We start from the raw sequence: 15,916 nt of genomic DNA on the forward strand, positions 1-15,916 counted from the left end.
TCATCTCGCGCCAACTTATGCAAAGCCCTCGCGAAGGCGGGGCATCCAGTATTCCAGAGACGTCGAGATTTCATTGCGACCGCCGCAGCGTACTGGATCGCCCGGTCAAGCCGGGCGATGACGACTGAGGTTGAGGCGGCATCGCTACGATGACCGCGCCCTACTCCCTCACTCTCTGCTGCATCCTCGCCATCGCAATCCCGTCACGTGCGAGTTGGTCAGCGCGCTCGTTTTCGGGGTGGCCGGCGTGTCCCTTGACCCAGTGCCAGCGCACCTCATGCGCCTTCAGCGCTGTGTCGAGGCGCTGCCAGAGCTCGACGTTCTTCACTGGCTTCTTGTCGGCGGTGCGCCAGCCGTTGCGCTTCCAGCCATGGATCCAGCCGGTGATGCCCTGCCGGACATATTGGCTGTCGGTGTAGAGATCGACGGTGCAGGGCTTCTTCAGGGCTTCGAGCGCCGAGATCGCCGCCATCAGCTCCATCTGGTTGTTGGTGGTGTGGCGCTCGCCACCGTTCAGCTCCTTCTCCTTGTCGCCGAACCTCAGGATTGCGCCCCAGCCGCCGGGCCCGGGATTTCCCGAGCACGCGCCGTCCGTGAAGATCGTGACATTGGGCAGCTCGCTCACGCGACCAGTCCTGACGGCAAGAGGCCATAGTCACGCACGCTCGAAACGCTCCGGTGGAAGCGCAGCTTGCGGACGTATTCCATCGGGTCCTTGGGGCGCACCAGCGCACCCGATGGCACGTTCAGCCAGTCGACCAGCCGCGTCAGCAGGAAGCGGATCGCCGCACCGCGCGCCAGCAGCGGCAGCGCGGCTTCCTCCGCCTCAGTCAACTTGCGGACGCGCCCATAGGCATTGAGGAAGGCGCGCGCCTTGGTGACGTTGAAGGAGTGATCCGGCTCGAAGCACCAGGCATTGAGACAGATCGCGACGTCATAGGCGAACATGTCGTTGCAGGCGAAGGTGAAGTCGATGATCCCGGAGAGCTTGTCGCCGAGGAAGAAGACGTTGTCATTGAACAGGTCGGCGTGGATCACACCCTCGGGCAGGTTGTTAGGCCAGACACCGCTCGAGAGATGGTCGAGCTCGACTTCGAGGAATGCACGCAGGCCTGGCTGCACCTCGTCGGCGCGTGCTGCGGCCTGGTCGAACAGCGGCCGCCAGCCGGACACCGAGAGCGCGTTGGCGCGCCGAACCGGGAAATTGGCGCCGGCCAGATGCATCTTCGCCAGCGCCTCGCCGACACCCGCGCAATGCGTGGCGTTCGGCTTGCGCGGCCAGACGCCTTCGAGAAAGGTGATGATCGCCGCCGGCCGTCCCGCAAGCTCGCGCAGCGCCTCGCCGTCCTTGCCCTTCACCGGCAGCGGGCAGTTAATGCCGTGTTCGGCCAGGTGCGTCATCAGCGCGAGGAAGAACGGCAGGTCGTTCTTCGCCACGCGCTTCTCGTAGAGCGTGAGGATGAACGAGGCTTGATTGTTTCCTTGGCTCGTGTGCAGCAGGAAGTTGGAGTTCTCGACGCCTTCGGCGATGCCCTTGTAGGACAGGAGTTCGCCGAGATCGTATTGGCTTAAGTAATCCGCAAGCTCGTCGGCGGCGACATCGGTGTAGACCGCCATACAAGATTACTCGGCAGCGGCTTCGGGGCGCAGCGAGCGCGGCAGCGGGAAGAACTCGTTCTCTTCCGCGGCCGACACCGTCTCCACATGTAGTGTGTAGCGCTCGGCAAAGGCATCCATGATCTCCTCGACGATTACCTCCGGCGCCGAGGCGCCCGCGGTGATGCCGAGGCTCTTGATGTTGCCGAAACGATCCCAGTCGATGTCGGCGGCGCGCTGCGCCAGCACGGCGATGTTGCAGCCCTCGCGCTCAGCGACCTCGCGCAGGCGCTGCGAGTTCGACGAGTTCGGCGCGCCGACCACGATCAATGCATCGACCACGGGGGCCACCTTCTTCACCGCGAGTTGGCGGTTGGTGGTGGCGTAGCAGATGTCTTCCTTGTGCGGCCCATTGATGTTCGGGAAGCGCTCCTTCAGGAGCGCCACGATCTCCGCAGTGTCGTCGATCGACAGCGTGGTCTGGGTCACGAAGGCGAGGTTGTTCGGATCCTTCGGGGCGATGGTCTTGGCGTCCTCGGCGGTCTCGATCAGGGTCACGGCGCCGGCCGGGAGCTGGCCGAGGGTGCCGACCACCTCGGGATGATGGGAATGGCCGATCAGGAAGATCTCGCGGCCACGCTTGAAGTGGATCGCGGCCTCGCGGTGCACCTTGGTCACCAGCGGGCAGGTCGCATCCAGCGAGAAGAGGTTGCGGGATTGCGCGTCGGCCGGAACTGACTTCGGCACGCCATGGGCCGAAAACACCACGGGCGCAGTGGTATTTTCCGGGATTTCAGCCAGCTCCTCGACGAAAATCGCGCCCTTCTTCTTCAACCCGTCCACGACATATTTGTTGTGCACAATCTCATGGCGAACATAGACCGGGGCACCATACATGGTGAGCGCCCGCTCCACGGTGTCGATGGCCCGCACCACCCCCGCGCAGAAGCCGCGGGGAGAACAAAGCACGATGTTGAGGTCTGGTTTAGCTGACATGAAGCGATCTCGGGACCGAATCACCCTCGGCCGATGGGCCGGGAACGGTCGATGGATGAAATAGGGCTTGGCACGGACTGCTAGGGACTTGGGCCCCCTTTCGGGCGCTGTCAAGGCACTATCTATAGCAGAACCATTGCGTGAATGGCCCCTCACGGCTTATATAGGCGTTAATTCCCGTCATCGCTGATGACCCCCGGTTTCGCCTCCAAAGAGGTGGGCGAAGCACAAAGGAGATTTGCCCATGAGCAACGCACCTCTGATGCCCAAGGCGACCGCCGTCTGGCTGCTCGACAACACGGCGCTGACCTTCGATCAGGTCGCCGATTTCACCAAGATGCACCCCCTGGAGGTGCGCGCGATCGCCGACGGCGACGCCGCCCAGGGCATCAAGGGCATGGATCCCCTCTCCAACGGCCAGTTGACCCGCGAGGAGATTGAGAAGGGCGAGAAGAACCCCGACTACCGGCTCCGCCTCCAGGAGAGCAAGGTGGTGCTGCCGCCCCAGCCCAAGCGCAAGGGGCCGCGCTACACCCCAGTGTCGCGCCGCCACGAGCGCCCGAGCGCCATCCTCTGGCTGCTGCGCAGCCATCCCGAGCTCAAGGACGCCCAGATCATGCGACTGGTCGGCACCACCAAAAGCACCATCGCCAGCGTCCGGGATCGCACCCACTGGAACACCTCCCAGCTGACGCCGATCGACCCGGTCACGCTCGGCCTCTGCTCGCAGATTGAGCTCGATTTCGAGGTGGCGCGTGCAGCCAAGGAAAAGCCGGTCGACGCGGCCTATGGCGGCGCCACCCTGCTGCCGGCCTCCGAAACCACGAAGAAGGACGAATACGAGCCGGCGGAGAAGAGCAGCGACGACCTCAACGTCGACGCCGTGTTCGCCAAGCTGAAGACGCTCGGCGGCAAGAAGCAGGAGGAAGAGGAGTAGTTTCGCTCCTCGGCCGATCGTCGAAAATCATTTCAACGCGGCGGCCAACCCGCCGCGTTTTTGTTTGAGAGCACGATCCAGCCGATTTTCCGTTGTCATGCCCCGCGAAAGCGAAAGCGGCATCCAGTAAGCTGCGGCCTCTCGGTCCAACCATCGCTGTCGCTGGAATACTGGATCGCCCGGGCAAGGCCGGGCAGTGACAATACAGCGAGCAGCTTCGACGATATCATCGCCCGTCCCCCCTCCGGAACGATGCGGTCGATGTCGCATTGATCCGCGCGGAGGATGTGCGATGCAACTCGACGAAGAACGCTTTGCTGTGATGCTCGGGCGCGCGGTTCTGGCGGTCTGGGGCGATATGCCCCGCTACGTTCAGGAGGCCCTCTTCGACGCTGCCCTGAAGGATCATCCTGCGGACCGTGATCCACTGGCTAAGCTGCTCCATGAGCGGCATCCCCGGACGGCCCACGACTAGATGCATCTCCGTCATCACGGGAGCCGTCAATATAGGGCTCGCACGGGCAGATCAGCCCAGCTCGATCGCGTCGTCGACCTCGTGGACGAGCCCGACGCCGTCGATGGTCAGCACCATCTTCGCCTTCAGCTTCTCGTGACCCGTGATCCTGCCTGCCGCGATCGCATCGCGCACGGCCTTCTCGATCTCGCGCTGTGAAGTGACGCCGACTTGCTTGAGGAATTTGCGCAAGGACGTGTTGAACTGGTCCTCGTTCATGACGGCCTCCGTTGACCGGAACGACTTACGGCCGTTCCGGATGGTTGAGCATGTACTCACCAAGATCGCGTTGGCGGCGATCGGCACGGGCCGTCGCGGCACTGCGCTGGACATCGCGGTCCTTGCGGCAGGCAACGTATTCGGGCGAGCCCTGCGCATAGCCGCGGCCCTGGCAGACGGCGTCGTCATCGTCGTTGCCCATCGCCACCGGCGCCTGGTTGCGCGCGGCACAGGCGGACAGGGCCAGCGCAAGCAGAACAGCAGTGAGAAGGCGCGACGCGGTCGTGATGGGCATAACGGGTCCTCGATTGCCGGCACTCTGTAGCGCGGAATGAGGAGATTGTAAGTCCTGCAACGTGCGCTCGTCATGCCCCGCGAAGGCGAGGGCATCCAGTATTCCAGAGACCCCGAGAGATCCGGAGAGGGCGCGGCGTACTGGATTCCCCGCTTTCGCGGGGAATGACAGCGGAGGTCGAAGCGATGGCGTCCTGTTACGCTCGTAGAGTGCGCTTCGCCTCACACCCTCCCCTTCAAGGCATCCCCGATTTCATCCAGCACCTTGGGATCCTCGATGGTGGCCGGCATGGTCCAGGATTCGCCGTCGGCAATCTTCTTGATGGTGCCGCGCAGGATTTTTCCGGAGCGCGTCTTGGGTAGGCGGCCGACGGTGATGGCGAGCTTGAAGGCCGCCACGGGGCCGAGCTTGTCGCGCACCAGCGCGATGATCTCCTTTTCGATTTCGGCTGGCGCGCGCTTGACGCCCGCCTTCAGCACCAGGAAGCCGCAGGGGACCTCGCCCTTGATTGCGTCCTTGATGCCGAGCACAGCGCATTCGGCAACATCAGGATGCGAGGCGAGAATCTCCTCCATGCCGCCGGTGGAAAGCCTATGGCCAGCGACATTGATGATGTCGTCGGTACGGCCCATGACCCAGACATAGCCGTCCTCGTCCTTGTAGCCGGCATCGGAGGTTTTGTAGTAACCGGGGAATTCGGTCAGGTAGGCTTCCTTGAAACGCGCGTCCTGATTCCACAGCGTCGGCAGGCAGCCAGGCGGCATCGGGAGCTTGATGACGATCGAGCCCATGGTGTTGGCGCCAACGGGCTTGGCAGCCTCGTCCACCACGTCGACCTGATAGCCCGGCATCGGCACGGTCGGCGAGCCGTGCTTCACCGGCAGCTGACCTAAGCCCACCGGGTTGCCGGCGATACACCAGCCGGTCTCGGTCTGCCACCAGTGGTCGATGACAGGCACCTTCAACTGCTCTTCCGCCCATTCCACCGTCGGCGGGTCGGCGCGCTCGCCGGCGAGGAACAGCGTGCGGAAATTCGACAGGTCGTATTGCCGGATGAATTTTCCGTCCGGATCCTCTTTGCGGATCGCGCGGAAGGCGGTCGGCGCGGTGAACAGCGCCACCGCGTTGTGCTCTGAAATCACGCGCCAGAACGCGCCCGCGTCGGGCGTGCCGACCGGCTTGCCTTCATACATGACCGTGGTCGCGCCATGGATCAGCGGACCGTAGACGATGTAGCTGTGGCCGACCACCCAGCCGATGTCGGAGCCGCACCACCAGACCTCGCCCGGCTTGACACCGTAGAGGTTGAACATCGACCATTTCACCGCGACCAGATGCCCGCCATTGTCGCGCACCACGCCCTTGGGAATGCCGGTCGTGCCCGACGTATAGAGGATATAGAGCGGATCGGTGGCCGCGACCGGCACGCAGGGCGCGCGCTTGCCGTCGTTCAGCGCCTTGCGGCGCAGGCTCGCCCAGTCATAATCGCGACCCGGTGTCAGCTCGCAAACAAGCTGTGGACGTTGCAGGATGATGCAGGCTTTCGGCTTCGCCGTCGCGAGCTTGATCGCTTCATCGAGCAGCGGCTTGTACTGCACGATGCGCCCCGGCTCGATGCCGCAGCTTGCGGAGAGGATCAGCTTCGGCTGTGCATCGTCGATGCGGGTCGCGAGCTCCTTGGCGGCAAAGCCGCCGAACACCACCGAATGCACCGCGCCGATGCGCGCGCAGGCGAGCATGGCGACCACGGCCTCCGGCACCATCGGCATGTAGAGGAGAACGCGATCGCCCTTCCCGACCCCGAAATCCTGCATGATGGCGCCGAGCGCCTGCACCTCTTTCAGGAGTTCGGCATAGGTCAATTTCGTGACGCTGCCCGTGAGCGGGGAATCGTGGATCAGGGCGAGCTGGTCGGCGCGGCCGCGTTCGACGTGGCGGTCGAGCGCGTTGTAACAGGTGTTGACGACGGCGCCTGCGAACCAGCGGCCGTAGGTGCCCTGGGCGGGATCAAAAACTTTCTTCGCAGGTTCGATCCAGTCGATCTCCTGCGCGGCCTCGGCCCAGAACCTCTCGGGGTCGGCCAGCGAGCGCGCATGGACCTCGTGATATCGGCCTTTTCCTTCGAGGCTTCCCTGGACGTTCATACCCGGCTCCCGTTTTCTCTTTTTCGCTGGCTTTGACCTGACGGCGAAAACGCTGTTCCGCCATGATCAGCGTCAATTGCCCACGCTGTTTGGCGGGTATTTTCCCGGGAACGGGCGGCGGTTCAAGCTGAAAAGGATGGGTCTTTCGGCGAACATAGCTGGACTCGCGGAGGCTCCCCCTCACCCGGATCGCATCTGCGAGGCGATCCGGTCTCTCCCCGCGGGCGGGGCGAGGCGAAGAGAACAACCTCAGCTATCCGTCAGCCGCTGCAAACGCTCCTGCATGGCCTTCTTGAGATCGTAACCGGCCGGCCGAAATTCGTGTTGCGGGCACTCAGGAAATCGCGCTGGGTGCGGCGGAGGTCGGCGGCGGTGCGGCCGCTCGACGATTTCAGCACACGCGCATAGGTATCGGCGATCTGGCGGTCGAGCAGCCCAACTGCGGATCGGCGCAGATCGACCTCTCGACCTCGCGCTTTGCGGCGGAGCAATCGAACGACGGACCGCTGTCGTCGTCGGACCGCGCATGCAGCGGGCGCGACGGCTGGGCGCCGAACTTGGCGATCTCGGCAATCATGGTGCGGCGGCCATCGGCCGCATTCTCGTTGCCGGGATCGAGCCGCAGCGCCGACTCGTAATCGGCCAGCGCTTTCTTGCGCTCCCCCATCTTGCCGTAGAGCACGGCTCGGTTGTTATAGGTGAGTGCGAAGTTCGGATCGAGCTTGAGCGCGGCATCATAGTCGCTGAGCGCAGCACCGAGCTCGCCCTTGAACTGGTAGGAATCGCCGCGGTTTGTGAAGAAGTTCGGTCGGTGCTCCAGCTTGAGCGCCTGGTCGTAGTCGGCGATCGCCTTGTCGTACTCGGCCTTCGCCGCGTAGGACAGGCCGCGATTATCGTAGAATTCCGCTTCCGTGGGATCGAGCCGGATCGCCTCGCCGTCGTCGGCAATGGCCTTATCGAGCTGACCGAGCTTTTTGTAGGCGGCGCCACGGTTGGTGTAGCTGCGCGCGTGGTTCGGATCGAGCCGCAGCGCTTCGCTGAGATCCCGGATGGCCTTCTCATGGTCGCCGCGGAGATAATAAGTCGCGCCGCGATCGGACCAGGCCTGCGCATAGCCCGGTTGCAACTTGATCGCCTGGTCATAGTCCGCAAGCGCCCGGTCGAGGCGGCGCTGGCTGGTGTAGACGATGCCGCGCAGCTCGTACGCTTCGGCATCCTGCGGATCGAGCTCGATGGCCTTGCTGAGGTCGGCCGCGGCGCGGCCAAGATCGCCGCCGGCCTCGCGCAGGAGATCGCCGCGTAGGCGAAAGGCGCGCGCGTTCCTGCCATCGAGCGCGATGGCGCGGTCGAGATCCTTCAAGGCGCCCGCCGAGCCGCCGGAGGTTTTTGCATCGGCATCGGCGCGCACCACCAGCGCCGCGGCGCGGTCGACGGCCGCATTTGCGGTCTGGTCGATGATCGTCGTGCAGGCCGCGATGAGCTGCGGAATGGGCTCGTTGCTGCCGAGCACGCAATCGACGGATATGCCGCCCGCCACGGCCGGACTGCCGGTAAGCGCGAGGCCCAGCACAAGGCCTGCGCCGAGCAGCGCGGATCTGGCAAGAAACGAGAATTGCCCAGGTTGATGCGGACCGCACATGGCGTGGCTCCGTGACGACGGCTTTCCCCGTTGTCGCCACCAAGCGGCGGCAGGTTCAAGCTGCCGCCGCGAACTCACTGCACCTCTCCCGCTTCCGGAGAGGCACAGGCCGCCTTCGAATAGACGCTGAGGCGAAGCCCCGGCTACGGCGAAGCGCCGGGTGGAGGCTCTCTCCTCTCAGGGAGCTTCTCTGTTGAGACACCCTCGCCCCAAGCCTCTCCCGCACGCGCGCGAGAGAGCGCGCGTCCCGCGCCGATGCAGTTCAGTACCCATCCGCGCCGTTCAGCCGCTGCAAGCGATCTTTCATCGTCTTCTTCAAATCATACCCCGCCCGGCCGAATTCAGCGTTGCGGCGGGCGATGAAATCGTCCTGCTCGCGCTGGAGAGTTTTGGCTTCGCTCGGCCCCCGGGCTTCGCGCATGACGCGTGCGTTGGCGGCAAATATCTCGCGGTCGAGATCGGCAAGCTCCGGACTTCCGCAGATCGCCTTCTCCACGGCGCGGCGAGCGCGCGCGCAGTTGAAGCTGGGCTTGCCGGCGACCGCCATCTGCGCGCCCAGGCGCTCGAGCTCCTGCGCCATCGCCTTGTGGTTGGCCCTGGCCTTCTCATGATTGGGATTGATCCGCAGGGCCGCGCCAAAATCCTGCACCGCTCTGGGCCGGTCGCCCTTCTTCAGCCAGAGCTCACCGCGCGCGTTGAAGATGTCGGCGAGCGAGGGATCGAGCAGAAGCGCGCGGCTGTAGTCTGCGATGGCGCGATCGATCTGGTCGTGCCGCGCCAGCAGCGCGCCGCGCACGACCAGCGCCTTGACCAGATCGGGCTTGGCGGTCTTCTCGTTGTCGATCACATCAGCGCAGACGGATGTCGCCTTCTCGACATCATCCGCCGCGGTTGCAGCGAGGCACGGCGCGATGTCGGCTTGCCCGGCTGCAGCCGGCTCGCCGCCGGTCGCTCCCCAGCCTAGATGGGCCGGCAGCACGCACAGGATCATGGCGGTGCAGAGGTTCAGAATCAGAATGGATCGGCGCATCATCGTTGCAGTAGGAAGTTCTCGTGTCGTGGAGGCGATCTCCACTATATAGCCGGATTGGTGCTAGCCTCTCGCATCGTGCCGCCGACCGCTTTTAAGGATATCTCGTGTCGACCTTCGAATGGATCATCGCACTTCTGCTCGGCGCCGTTGCCTTATCGGCGCTGGCGCGGCGGATCAAGGTCCCCTACCCGACCTTTCTCGCCATCGGTGGCGCGCTGCTCGCCTTCGTGCCCGCGAGCCCATCCTGGACGCTCCAACCCGATCTCGCTTTGGCGCTTTTTGTCGCACCGGTACTGCTGGATGCCGCCTATGACACTTCGCTTCGCGATCTCCGCAACAATTGGGTTCCGGTGGCGACGCTCGTGGTCGCCGCGGTCGGCTTGACGACGGCCGGTGTCGCGCTGGTGGCGCATCGGCTGGTCCCCGATATGCCCTGGGCCGCTGCGGTCGCGCTCGGTGCGATCGTCGCGCCGCCCGATGCGGCCGCTGCGGTCGCCATCCTGCGCCAGGTCCGACTGCCCTATCGCATGGTCAAGGTCCTCGAGGGCGAAAGCCTGCTGAATGATGCGAGCGCGCTATTGATCTATCGCATCGCGGTCGGCGCGGTGGTGATGGAGCATCTGAAATGGAGCGAGATCGCACCGACGATCGCGCTCGCGCTCGGCGGCAGCATCGTCGCCGGCTATCTCGCGGCGCGCATCATGCCGCTGTTCATCACGCGGATCACCGAAGCGCCGAGTGCGATCATCGTGCAGTTCGCGACGACCTTCATGATCTGGATCGGCGCCGAGCACCTCGGCCTCTCCGGTATCCTGACCATCGTCGTCTACGCCATGACTGTCGCGCGCATGGCGCCGGCGCGCATGCCGGCGCGGCTGCGGGTGCCATCCTACGCGGTGTGGGAGACCACCGTGTTCGTGCTCAACGTGCTCGCCTTCATCCTGATCGGATTGCAGGTGCAGCCGATTTGGTCGCGTCTCGCAGAGGACGTGCGCTGGGAGTATTGCGTGGCGGCGGCGTGGATCCTGCTCACGGTGATCCTGGTGCGGCTCGCCTGGGTGATGACCTACCGCACGATCCTGCGCATACTCGTCGCATACGGCATCTATTGCCCGAAGGACCCGAATGCGGTGACCTCGCCCAAGGGCGGCATCATCGTGTCCTGGTGCGGCATGCGGGGCCTGGTAACGCTCGCCACCGCCTTTGCGCTGCCGGAAGGCTTCCCCTATCGCGACTTCATCCTGTTCATCGCCTTCGCCGTCGTGCTGGGATCGCTGGTGATTCAAGGCCTGACCCTGCGGCCACTGATCCTGGCGTTCGACCTCAAGGACGATGATCCCGTCTCGGGCGAGGTCGCCCGCGGACGCGCGATCGCCTATCAGGCGGCGCTCGCCGAGATCGACGCCGATCCGTCGGAAGAGGCGGAGATCCTGCGGCTGGAATATCGCGCGCTGCTGATGCAGGCCGAGAACGATCCCAATGGCGGCGTCGCCAGCGGCGAATTGCCCGCCGATCCCCTGCGCCGCCGCGCCATCGACGCGGCCCGCAAGACCATCTTCGACCTGCGGGCCACCGAGGTGATTGGCGACGACGCGTTTCACCGGCTCGAGGAGGAGCTGGATCGGGCGGAGCTGAGCGCGGGAGGATGATATGCGCGACACAAATTCAGTCGTCGTCCCGGACAAGCGCGAGCGCAGATCGGGGACCCAAACCGCGCAATCTATCGATTGTGATTGATAGAAGTACCGAACGACGAGTCTTCGCCAAACTTCTCCCTGTGGTTACGGGTCCCGGGCTCGCGCTAGGCGCCCCGAGACGACAGCGAAGGGCGTGGCTGGCGCCTACGCCCCCGACTTGCAGGTAATGCCGCCGTCGACGACGAGCTCGATGCCCGTCACGTATTTCGACTCGTCGGAGGCCAAAAACAGCGCGGCATTCGCGACGTCCCAAGCGTCGCCCATGTGGCCCATCGGCACCTGGGCGTCGCGGGCACGCCACATCGCCTCCACATCGCCCTTGGCGTAGCTGGCGGCGAACCCGGCGGAATGCTCGACCATCGGTGTCTTCATCAGGCCGGGCAGGATCGCGTTGACACGGACGTGGTGGCGCGCGAACTCGACGGCGGTGGTCCGCGTCATCATGTTCATCGCGGCCTTCGAGGTGCCGTAGCTGACGTAGGACAGGCCCATGTGGCGGATCGAGGCGATCGAGGAGATATTGATGATCGAGCCACCGCCCTGCTTTGTCATCACGGGGATCACCTGCTTCATGGCGAGATAAGCGCTCTTGAGGTTGACGGTGAAGACCCGGTCCCAGCTCTCCTCGGTCACCTCGACCACGCTGCCCATCTCGGCGATGCCGACATTGTTGTCGAGCACGTCGATGCGGCCATAAGCCTTCAGGCACGCCGCAACCATCAGCTCGATATCGCTCGCGCGCGCAACATCGGCGGTGAAGGCGGCCGCCTTGCCGCCCTCGCTCGTAATGATCTTCGCAGTCTCCTCGGCGGCAGTGCCGTTGCGGTCGACGCAAAATACCGAGGCACCCTCGCGCGCAAAGGTCACGGCGGTCGCCTTGCCGTTGCCCCAGCCCGGTCCGATCGAGCCGGCGCCGACCACCATCGCAACCTTGCCCTTGAGCCGATCCATCGCGTTTCTCCTTGTTGTTGTGATTGAAGCCCGGATGGAGCGCCGTGAATCCGGGCTACGGATCGTTACAGACCTTCATCATGGTGACATTAGCACCAATCGGATGACCGAAAATCTCCGACAACGTCCGGCATTGTCCCTCGCTGCACAACCGCCATTCTCCGGCCACGCCGGAATTGCCGAGCACGACCTCTTGCATCGGCGAACGCTTCGGCTGCCACTGAAACCAGCCGTCAATGAGCCTTGCCTCGGGCGGCGGCTCCATGCCGGCGCCGGAGCCTTTGACGCGCGCCTGCACGAGCTCGAGGCCGGCGGGCGTGATGCGCCAGTCTTCCTGCCAGTCGACCTTCTCGATCGAATGCGTCCACACGAGCGTGAAGCCCGTGAGCGCCAGCGCCTTCACGCTTCCCGCGGATAGCAGGCAGAGGCTCACACCGCCTCGACCGTTGCCGGTGGGCGCTGCCGCCACTGCCAGAGCACGAGGGCTGCCGTCAGCACGAAGCCGATGGTATCGCTGAGCGCGAAGTCGCCAAGCAAGCAGAGCGCGGCGCCGAGCGCGAGCGCACGCTCGATCAGCGTCAGGCGCGTGAACAAGAAACCGATCGCCACCATCCCGAACAGCGCGATCGCCACCAGCGCCTTGAAGGTCGCGAGCGCCACCGCGCCGTAGAAGCCGAGCTTTGCGGCCATGGGATCGCCCGCCTGCAGCATCAAGGCCGGCGAATAGACGAAGATGAAGGGGATGACGTAGCCGGCGAGCGCGATGCGCATCGCCTCCCAGCCGATCTTGTCAGGGTTTTCCTTCGCGATCGGCGCCGCCGCGAGCGCGGCGAGCGCCACCGGCGGCGAGAGATCAGCCATGATGCCGTAGTAGAACGCGAACATGTGGCTCGCGATCAGGGGCACCCCTAGCTTTGCCAGCGCAGGAGCGGCGAGCGCGGCGGTGATGATGTAGGTCGGGATCGTGGGAATGCCGGTACCGAGCAGGATCGACAGCAGCATGGTCATGATCAGCGCCAGAAACAGGCTCCTCTCCCCTAACCCGATCACCCAGCCGCCAAAAATGGTGCCGACGCCGGTCTGCGACATCATGCCGATGATGACACCGACGATGGCGCAGGCCATGCCGACGGTGATGGCGGATTTCGCGCTTTCGGCCAGCGCATCGCGGCAGGCGCGCAAGGCGGCAAGCCCGCCGCGGACGAAGGCGGTGATCACGATCAGCGCGAGGACGACACATGAAACCGGCACGATCTGGAGGCCGTCGCGCGACAGCGCGGCGACGACGAGGGCAAGCCCGATCCAGAAGATGTAGCGGATCACTATAGCAGATGCCCCCGCCGTGATGCTGGCCCCCAGGATCAGCGTCACCGTCAGTGCGAGGCCCATGCTGCCGGCATAGAGCGGCGTAAAACCTTCGAACAGCATGTAGACGAGGGCTGCGAGCGGCAGCACGAGGTACCAGCGCGTCACCAGCGCCTTCCAGGCGCTCGGGATCTCCGCGCGCTTCATGCCGGTGAGCCCGTGCTTGCCGGCTTCCAGATGCACCATCCAGAACGCGGAAGCAAAATAGAGCACCGCCGGGATCGCCGCCGCTTTGACGATTTCGGAGTATTGAACGCCCAGCGTCTCCGCCATGATGAAGGCGACCGCGCCCATCACCGGTGGCATGATCTGCCCGCCCATCGATGCGGTAGCTTCAACGCCTGCAGCAAAGGCGCGGCGATAACCAAACTTGATCATCAGGGGAATCGTGAACTGGCCGACGGTCACGACATTGGCGACGCCCGAGCCGGAGATCGTGCCCATCATCCCCGAGGCGAACACCGCGACCTTGGCGGGGCCTCCGCGGGTGCGGCCGAACAGGCCGAGCGAGACGTCGGTGAAGAGCTGGATCATGCCGGCGCGCTCGAGGAACGAACCGAACAGGATGAACAGGAAGATGTAGGTCGCCGAAACGTAGATCGGCACGCCGTAGAAGCCTTCCGTGCCGAAGGACAGATGCGTGACGATCTGGTCGAAGTCATAACCGCGATGGTTGAGCGGCGACGGCAGATACTGGCCGAAGAACCAGTAGACGAGACACGCGCCGCACATCAGCGGCAGCGCCGCGCCCATCAGGCGCCGCGTGCCCTCAAAGACGAGGATCGCGAGCAGCGTGCCGACGGCGAGATCGCCCCGCGTCGGATCGCCGTCGCGTGCGATCAGATCGGCATAAAAGATCCATTGATAGAGGCCGCACAAAAACCCGGCGCCGCCGATCAGCCAGCCGATGGCGCGCCCCATATCGCTCTTCGCGGTGAAGTTGCCGATCAGGCCGAAGGTGAGCAGCAGGAGGAAGCCGACATGAACGCCGCGCACCACCTGGCTCGGCAAATAGTTGAAGGCGGCGACGTAGAGCTGGAACGCTGCAAACGCGATGCCGATCCAGTAGGCGAGATGCCCCCACCAGCCCGGACCAAATCCTTCCGGAAAGCCATGCTCGAAATTGTCGAATTCAACCTTGATGGGCGCTTGTACGCTCTCAGCCTGCAACATGCCCGTTTCCCCGCGCCCTGATGGGGGCGTTCTTACAGCATTCGCGCTGCGTCCCAAATGCGTCGTACGCGGGCTCGACCCGCACATCCAAGCTTTCGCCTCTCGTGCCGTCATTCCGGGGCGATGCGCAGCATCGAGCCCGGAATCTCGAGATTCCGGGCCTGGCGCTTGGGCGCCATCCCGGAATGACAACGGAGAGAGTGTTACTTGATCAGCCCCTTTTCCTTGTAATAGCGGATCGCGCCGGGGTGCAGCGGAACCGGGCTCCCGGTGGCGGCCGTCTCGAGCTTGATCTCCCTGCCCGCGACATGCGCATTGGCAAGCTCCGGCAGCGACTCGTAGATCAGCTTGGTCATCTGATAGGCGAGATCATCCGAGACCGCCGAGCTGGTGACAAGATAATTCACCACCGCCGCCGTGGGCACGTCCTTGTCCTGCCCGGTATAGGTGTTCGCGGGGATGACGGCCGAGATAAAGGGCGGTCCGATCTTGTCGACGGTCTCCTTCGGCACGGCAACCACGGTGATCGGGCTCGAGGTCGAGAGATCCTTCAGCGAGGCGACGCCGAGGCCCGCCGATTGCAGCGTCGCGTTGAGCTGGCGGTTCTTCATGAGGTCGACGGACTCGGCGAAGGGGAGATACTCCACCTTGCCGAGATCCTTGTAACTCATGCCGGCCGCAGCCAGGATTGCGCGCGAGTTGAGCTCGGTGCCGGATTTTGGCGCGCCGACCGAGAGGCTCTTGCCCTTGAGGTCGGCGAGGGTCTTGATGCCGCTCTCGGCTGTCGCGACGATCTGGATGTAGTTCGGATAGATCGCGCCGATGGTACGGAGCTTGTCGAGCTTGGTCTTGAAGCCCGCCTCCTCCTCGCCGTCCCAGGCCGCCTTCAGGGAGTCGCCGAGCGTGAACGCCAGTTCACCGCGGCCCTGCTGCAAAAGGATGAGATTCTCGACCGACGCCTTGGTGGCCTGCACCTGTGTCTTCACGTTCGGAATCTTGTCGCCGTAGATTTTTCCGATCGCGACCCCGAGCGGGTAATAGACGCCGGAGGTGCCGCCGGTCAGCACGTTGATGAACGATTGCGCCTGCGCACACGACACCGACGCCGCCAGAGCAAGAGCCGAGGCCGCGCCGATCAACTTCAATTTCATGATTTCAATCTCCCCAAACCGGCGGCGAAATTGGCCGGATGAGGGGAGCGGGTCAACCCATCCAAAAGGCAAAACAGGGCTGCGCGAGACAGCCATTTCGACGGAAATTTAACGGAGGCCAGGAGGGTGCGGCGACATGGCGCAGTGAGCGCCTGGGGGGACACGCTCGAACGCAGCGCTCGAGCGTGCCCCATCCTCACTGGCAA

Annotated in this window: 14 protein-coding genes and 1 pseudogene; 3 read left to right on the forward strand and 12 right to left on the reverse strand. The window is 64.4% G+C overall.

What is annotated here, in order from left to right; genetic code table 11:
- Positions 1–160 precede the first annotated feature (160 nt).
- From rnhA to ispH, 3 genes are read right to left on the reverse strand one after another with little or no spacing between them, the layout of a single operon-like run.
- Positions 161–625, reverse strand: a complete 465-nt coding sequence (gene rnhA, locus SO139_RS10360; RefSeq protein ID WP_449379365.1) for a ribonuclease HI — start codon at positions 623–625, stop codon at positions 161–163.
- Positions 622–1,617: a homoserine kinase gene (locus SO139_RS10365; protein WP_474799460.1), complete on the reverse strand. Its 996-nt coding sequence runs from the start codon at positions 1,615–1,617 to the stop codon at positions 622–624. Before SO139_RS10365 ends, rnhA begins: the two co-directional genes overlap by 4 nt.
- A 6-nt stretch (positions 1,618–1,623) precedes the next feature.
- Positions 1,624–2,592, reverse strand: a complete 969-nt coding sequence (gene ispH / locus SO139_RS10370) for a 4-hydroxy-3-methylbut-2-enyl diphosphate reductase (protein ID WP_498540013.1) — start codon at positions 2,590–2,592, stop codon at positions 1,624–1,626.
- 244 nt (positions 2,593–2,836) lie between these two features.
- Between ispH and SO139_RS10375 the strand changes: the two genes are divergently transcribed.
- Together SO139_RS10375 and SO139_RS10380 are read left to right on the forward strand one after the other, a co-directional pair.
- Complete coding sequence (locus SO139_RS10375; protein ID WP_449379368.1) at positions 2,837–3,529, forward strand: DUF1013 domain-containing protein; 693 nt, start codon at positions 2,837–2,839, stop codon at positions 3,527–3,529.
- A 292-nt stretch (positions 3,530–3,821) separates the two neighbouring features.
- The gene (locus tag SO139_RS10380; RefSeq protein WP_449379369.1) at positions 3,822–4,004 is read left to right on the forward strand and encodes a hypothetical protein; all 183 of its coding nucleotides are present in this window, start codon (positions 3,822–3,824) and stop codon (positions 4,002–4,004) included.
- Between the two features lie 51 nt (positions 4,005–4,055).
- Here the strand turns inward: SO139_RS10380 and SO139_RS10385 are convergent, their stop codons facing one another.
- The 5 genes and pseudogenes from SO139_RS10385 to SO139_RS10405 all read right to left on the reverse strand — a co-directional run bounded on the left by SO139_RS10385 (position 4,056) and on the right by SO139_RS10405 (position 9,331).
- On the reverse strand, positions 4,056–4,262 hold the full coding sequence (locus SO139_RS10385; protein WP_449379370.1) for a DUF6494 family protein: 207 nt from the start codon (positions 4,260–4,262) through the stop codon (positions 4,056–4,058).
- 25 nt (positions 4,263–4,287) lie between these two features.
- Positions 4,288–4,557 (reverse strand): hypothetical protein, encoded by a 270-nt coding sequence (locus SO139_RS10390; protein WP_449379371.1) that lies wholly within the window; start codon positions 4,555–4,557, stop codon positions 4,288–4,290.
- A 221-nt stretch (positions 4,558–4,778) separates the two neighbouring features.
- The gene (locus SO139_RS10395; RefSeq protein ID WP_449379372.1) at positions 4,779–6,701 is read right to left on the reverse strand and encodes a propionyl-CoA synthetase; all 1,923 of its coding nucleotides are present in this window, start codon (positions 6,699–6,701) and stop codon (positions 4,779–4,781) included.
- A gap of 249 nt (positions 6,702–6,950) precedes the next feature.
- Positions 6,951–8,340 (reverse strand): annotated as a pseudogene (locus tag SO139_RS10400) (tetratricopeptide repeat protein).
- A 262-nt stretch (positions 8,341–8,602) separates the two neighbouring features.
- The gene (locus SO139_RS10405; protein WP_449379442.1) at positions 8,603–9,331 is read right to left on the reverse strand and encodes a hypothetical protein; all 729 of its coding nucleotides are present in this window, start codon (positions 9,329–9,331) and stop codon (positions 8,603–8,605) included.
- Between the two features lie 146 nt (positions 9,332–9,477).
- On the opposite strand from SO139_RS10405, the gene SO139_RS10410 reads away from it, so the two are divergent.
- Entirely contained in the window at positions 9,478–11,022 is a 1,545-nt protein-coding gene (locus SO139_RS10410) for a cation:proton antiporter (protein ID WP_449379374.1), read from the forward strand.
- 192 nt (positions 11,023–11,214) lie between these two features.
- On the opposite strand, the gene SO139_RS10415 is transcribed toward SO139_RS10410, so the two are convergent.
- From SO139_RS10415 to SO139_RS10430, 4 genes are all read right to left on the reverse strand, one after another.
- Positions 11,215–12,021 (reverse strand): SDR family NAD(P)-dependent oxidoreductase, encoded by an 807-nt coding sequence (locus SO139_RS10415; protein ID WP_449379375.1) that lies wholly within the window; start codon positions 12,019–12,021, stop codon positions 11,215–11,217.
- A 55-nt stretch (positions 12,022–12,076) separates the two neighbouring features.
- Positions 12,077–12,490, reverse strand: coding sequence for a DUF1850 domain-containing protein (locus tag SO139_RS10420; protein ID WP_449379376.1), 414 nt, complete (start codon positions 12,488–12,490; stop codon positions 12,077–12,079).
- Positions 12,451–14,559 (reverse strand): TRAP transporter permease, encoded by a 2,109-nt coding sequence (locus SO139_RS10425; RefSeq protein WP_474799466.1) that lies wholly within the window; start codon positions 14,557–14,559, stop codon positions 12,451–12,453. Before SO139_RS10425 ends, SO139_RS10420 begins: the two co-directional genes overlap by 40 nt.
- Positions 14,560–14,762: 203 nt before the next feature.
- Complete coding sequence (locus SO139_RS10430; RefSeq protein ID WP_449379378.1) at positions 14,763–15,710, reverse strand: TAXI family TRAP transporter solute-binding subunit; 948 nt, start codon at positions 15,708–15,710, stop codon at positions 14,763–14,765.
- Between the last annotated feature and the right edge of the window lie 206 nt (positions 15,711–15,916).

The organism is Bradyrhizobium sp. UFLA05-89 (assembly GCF_059803475.1).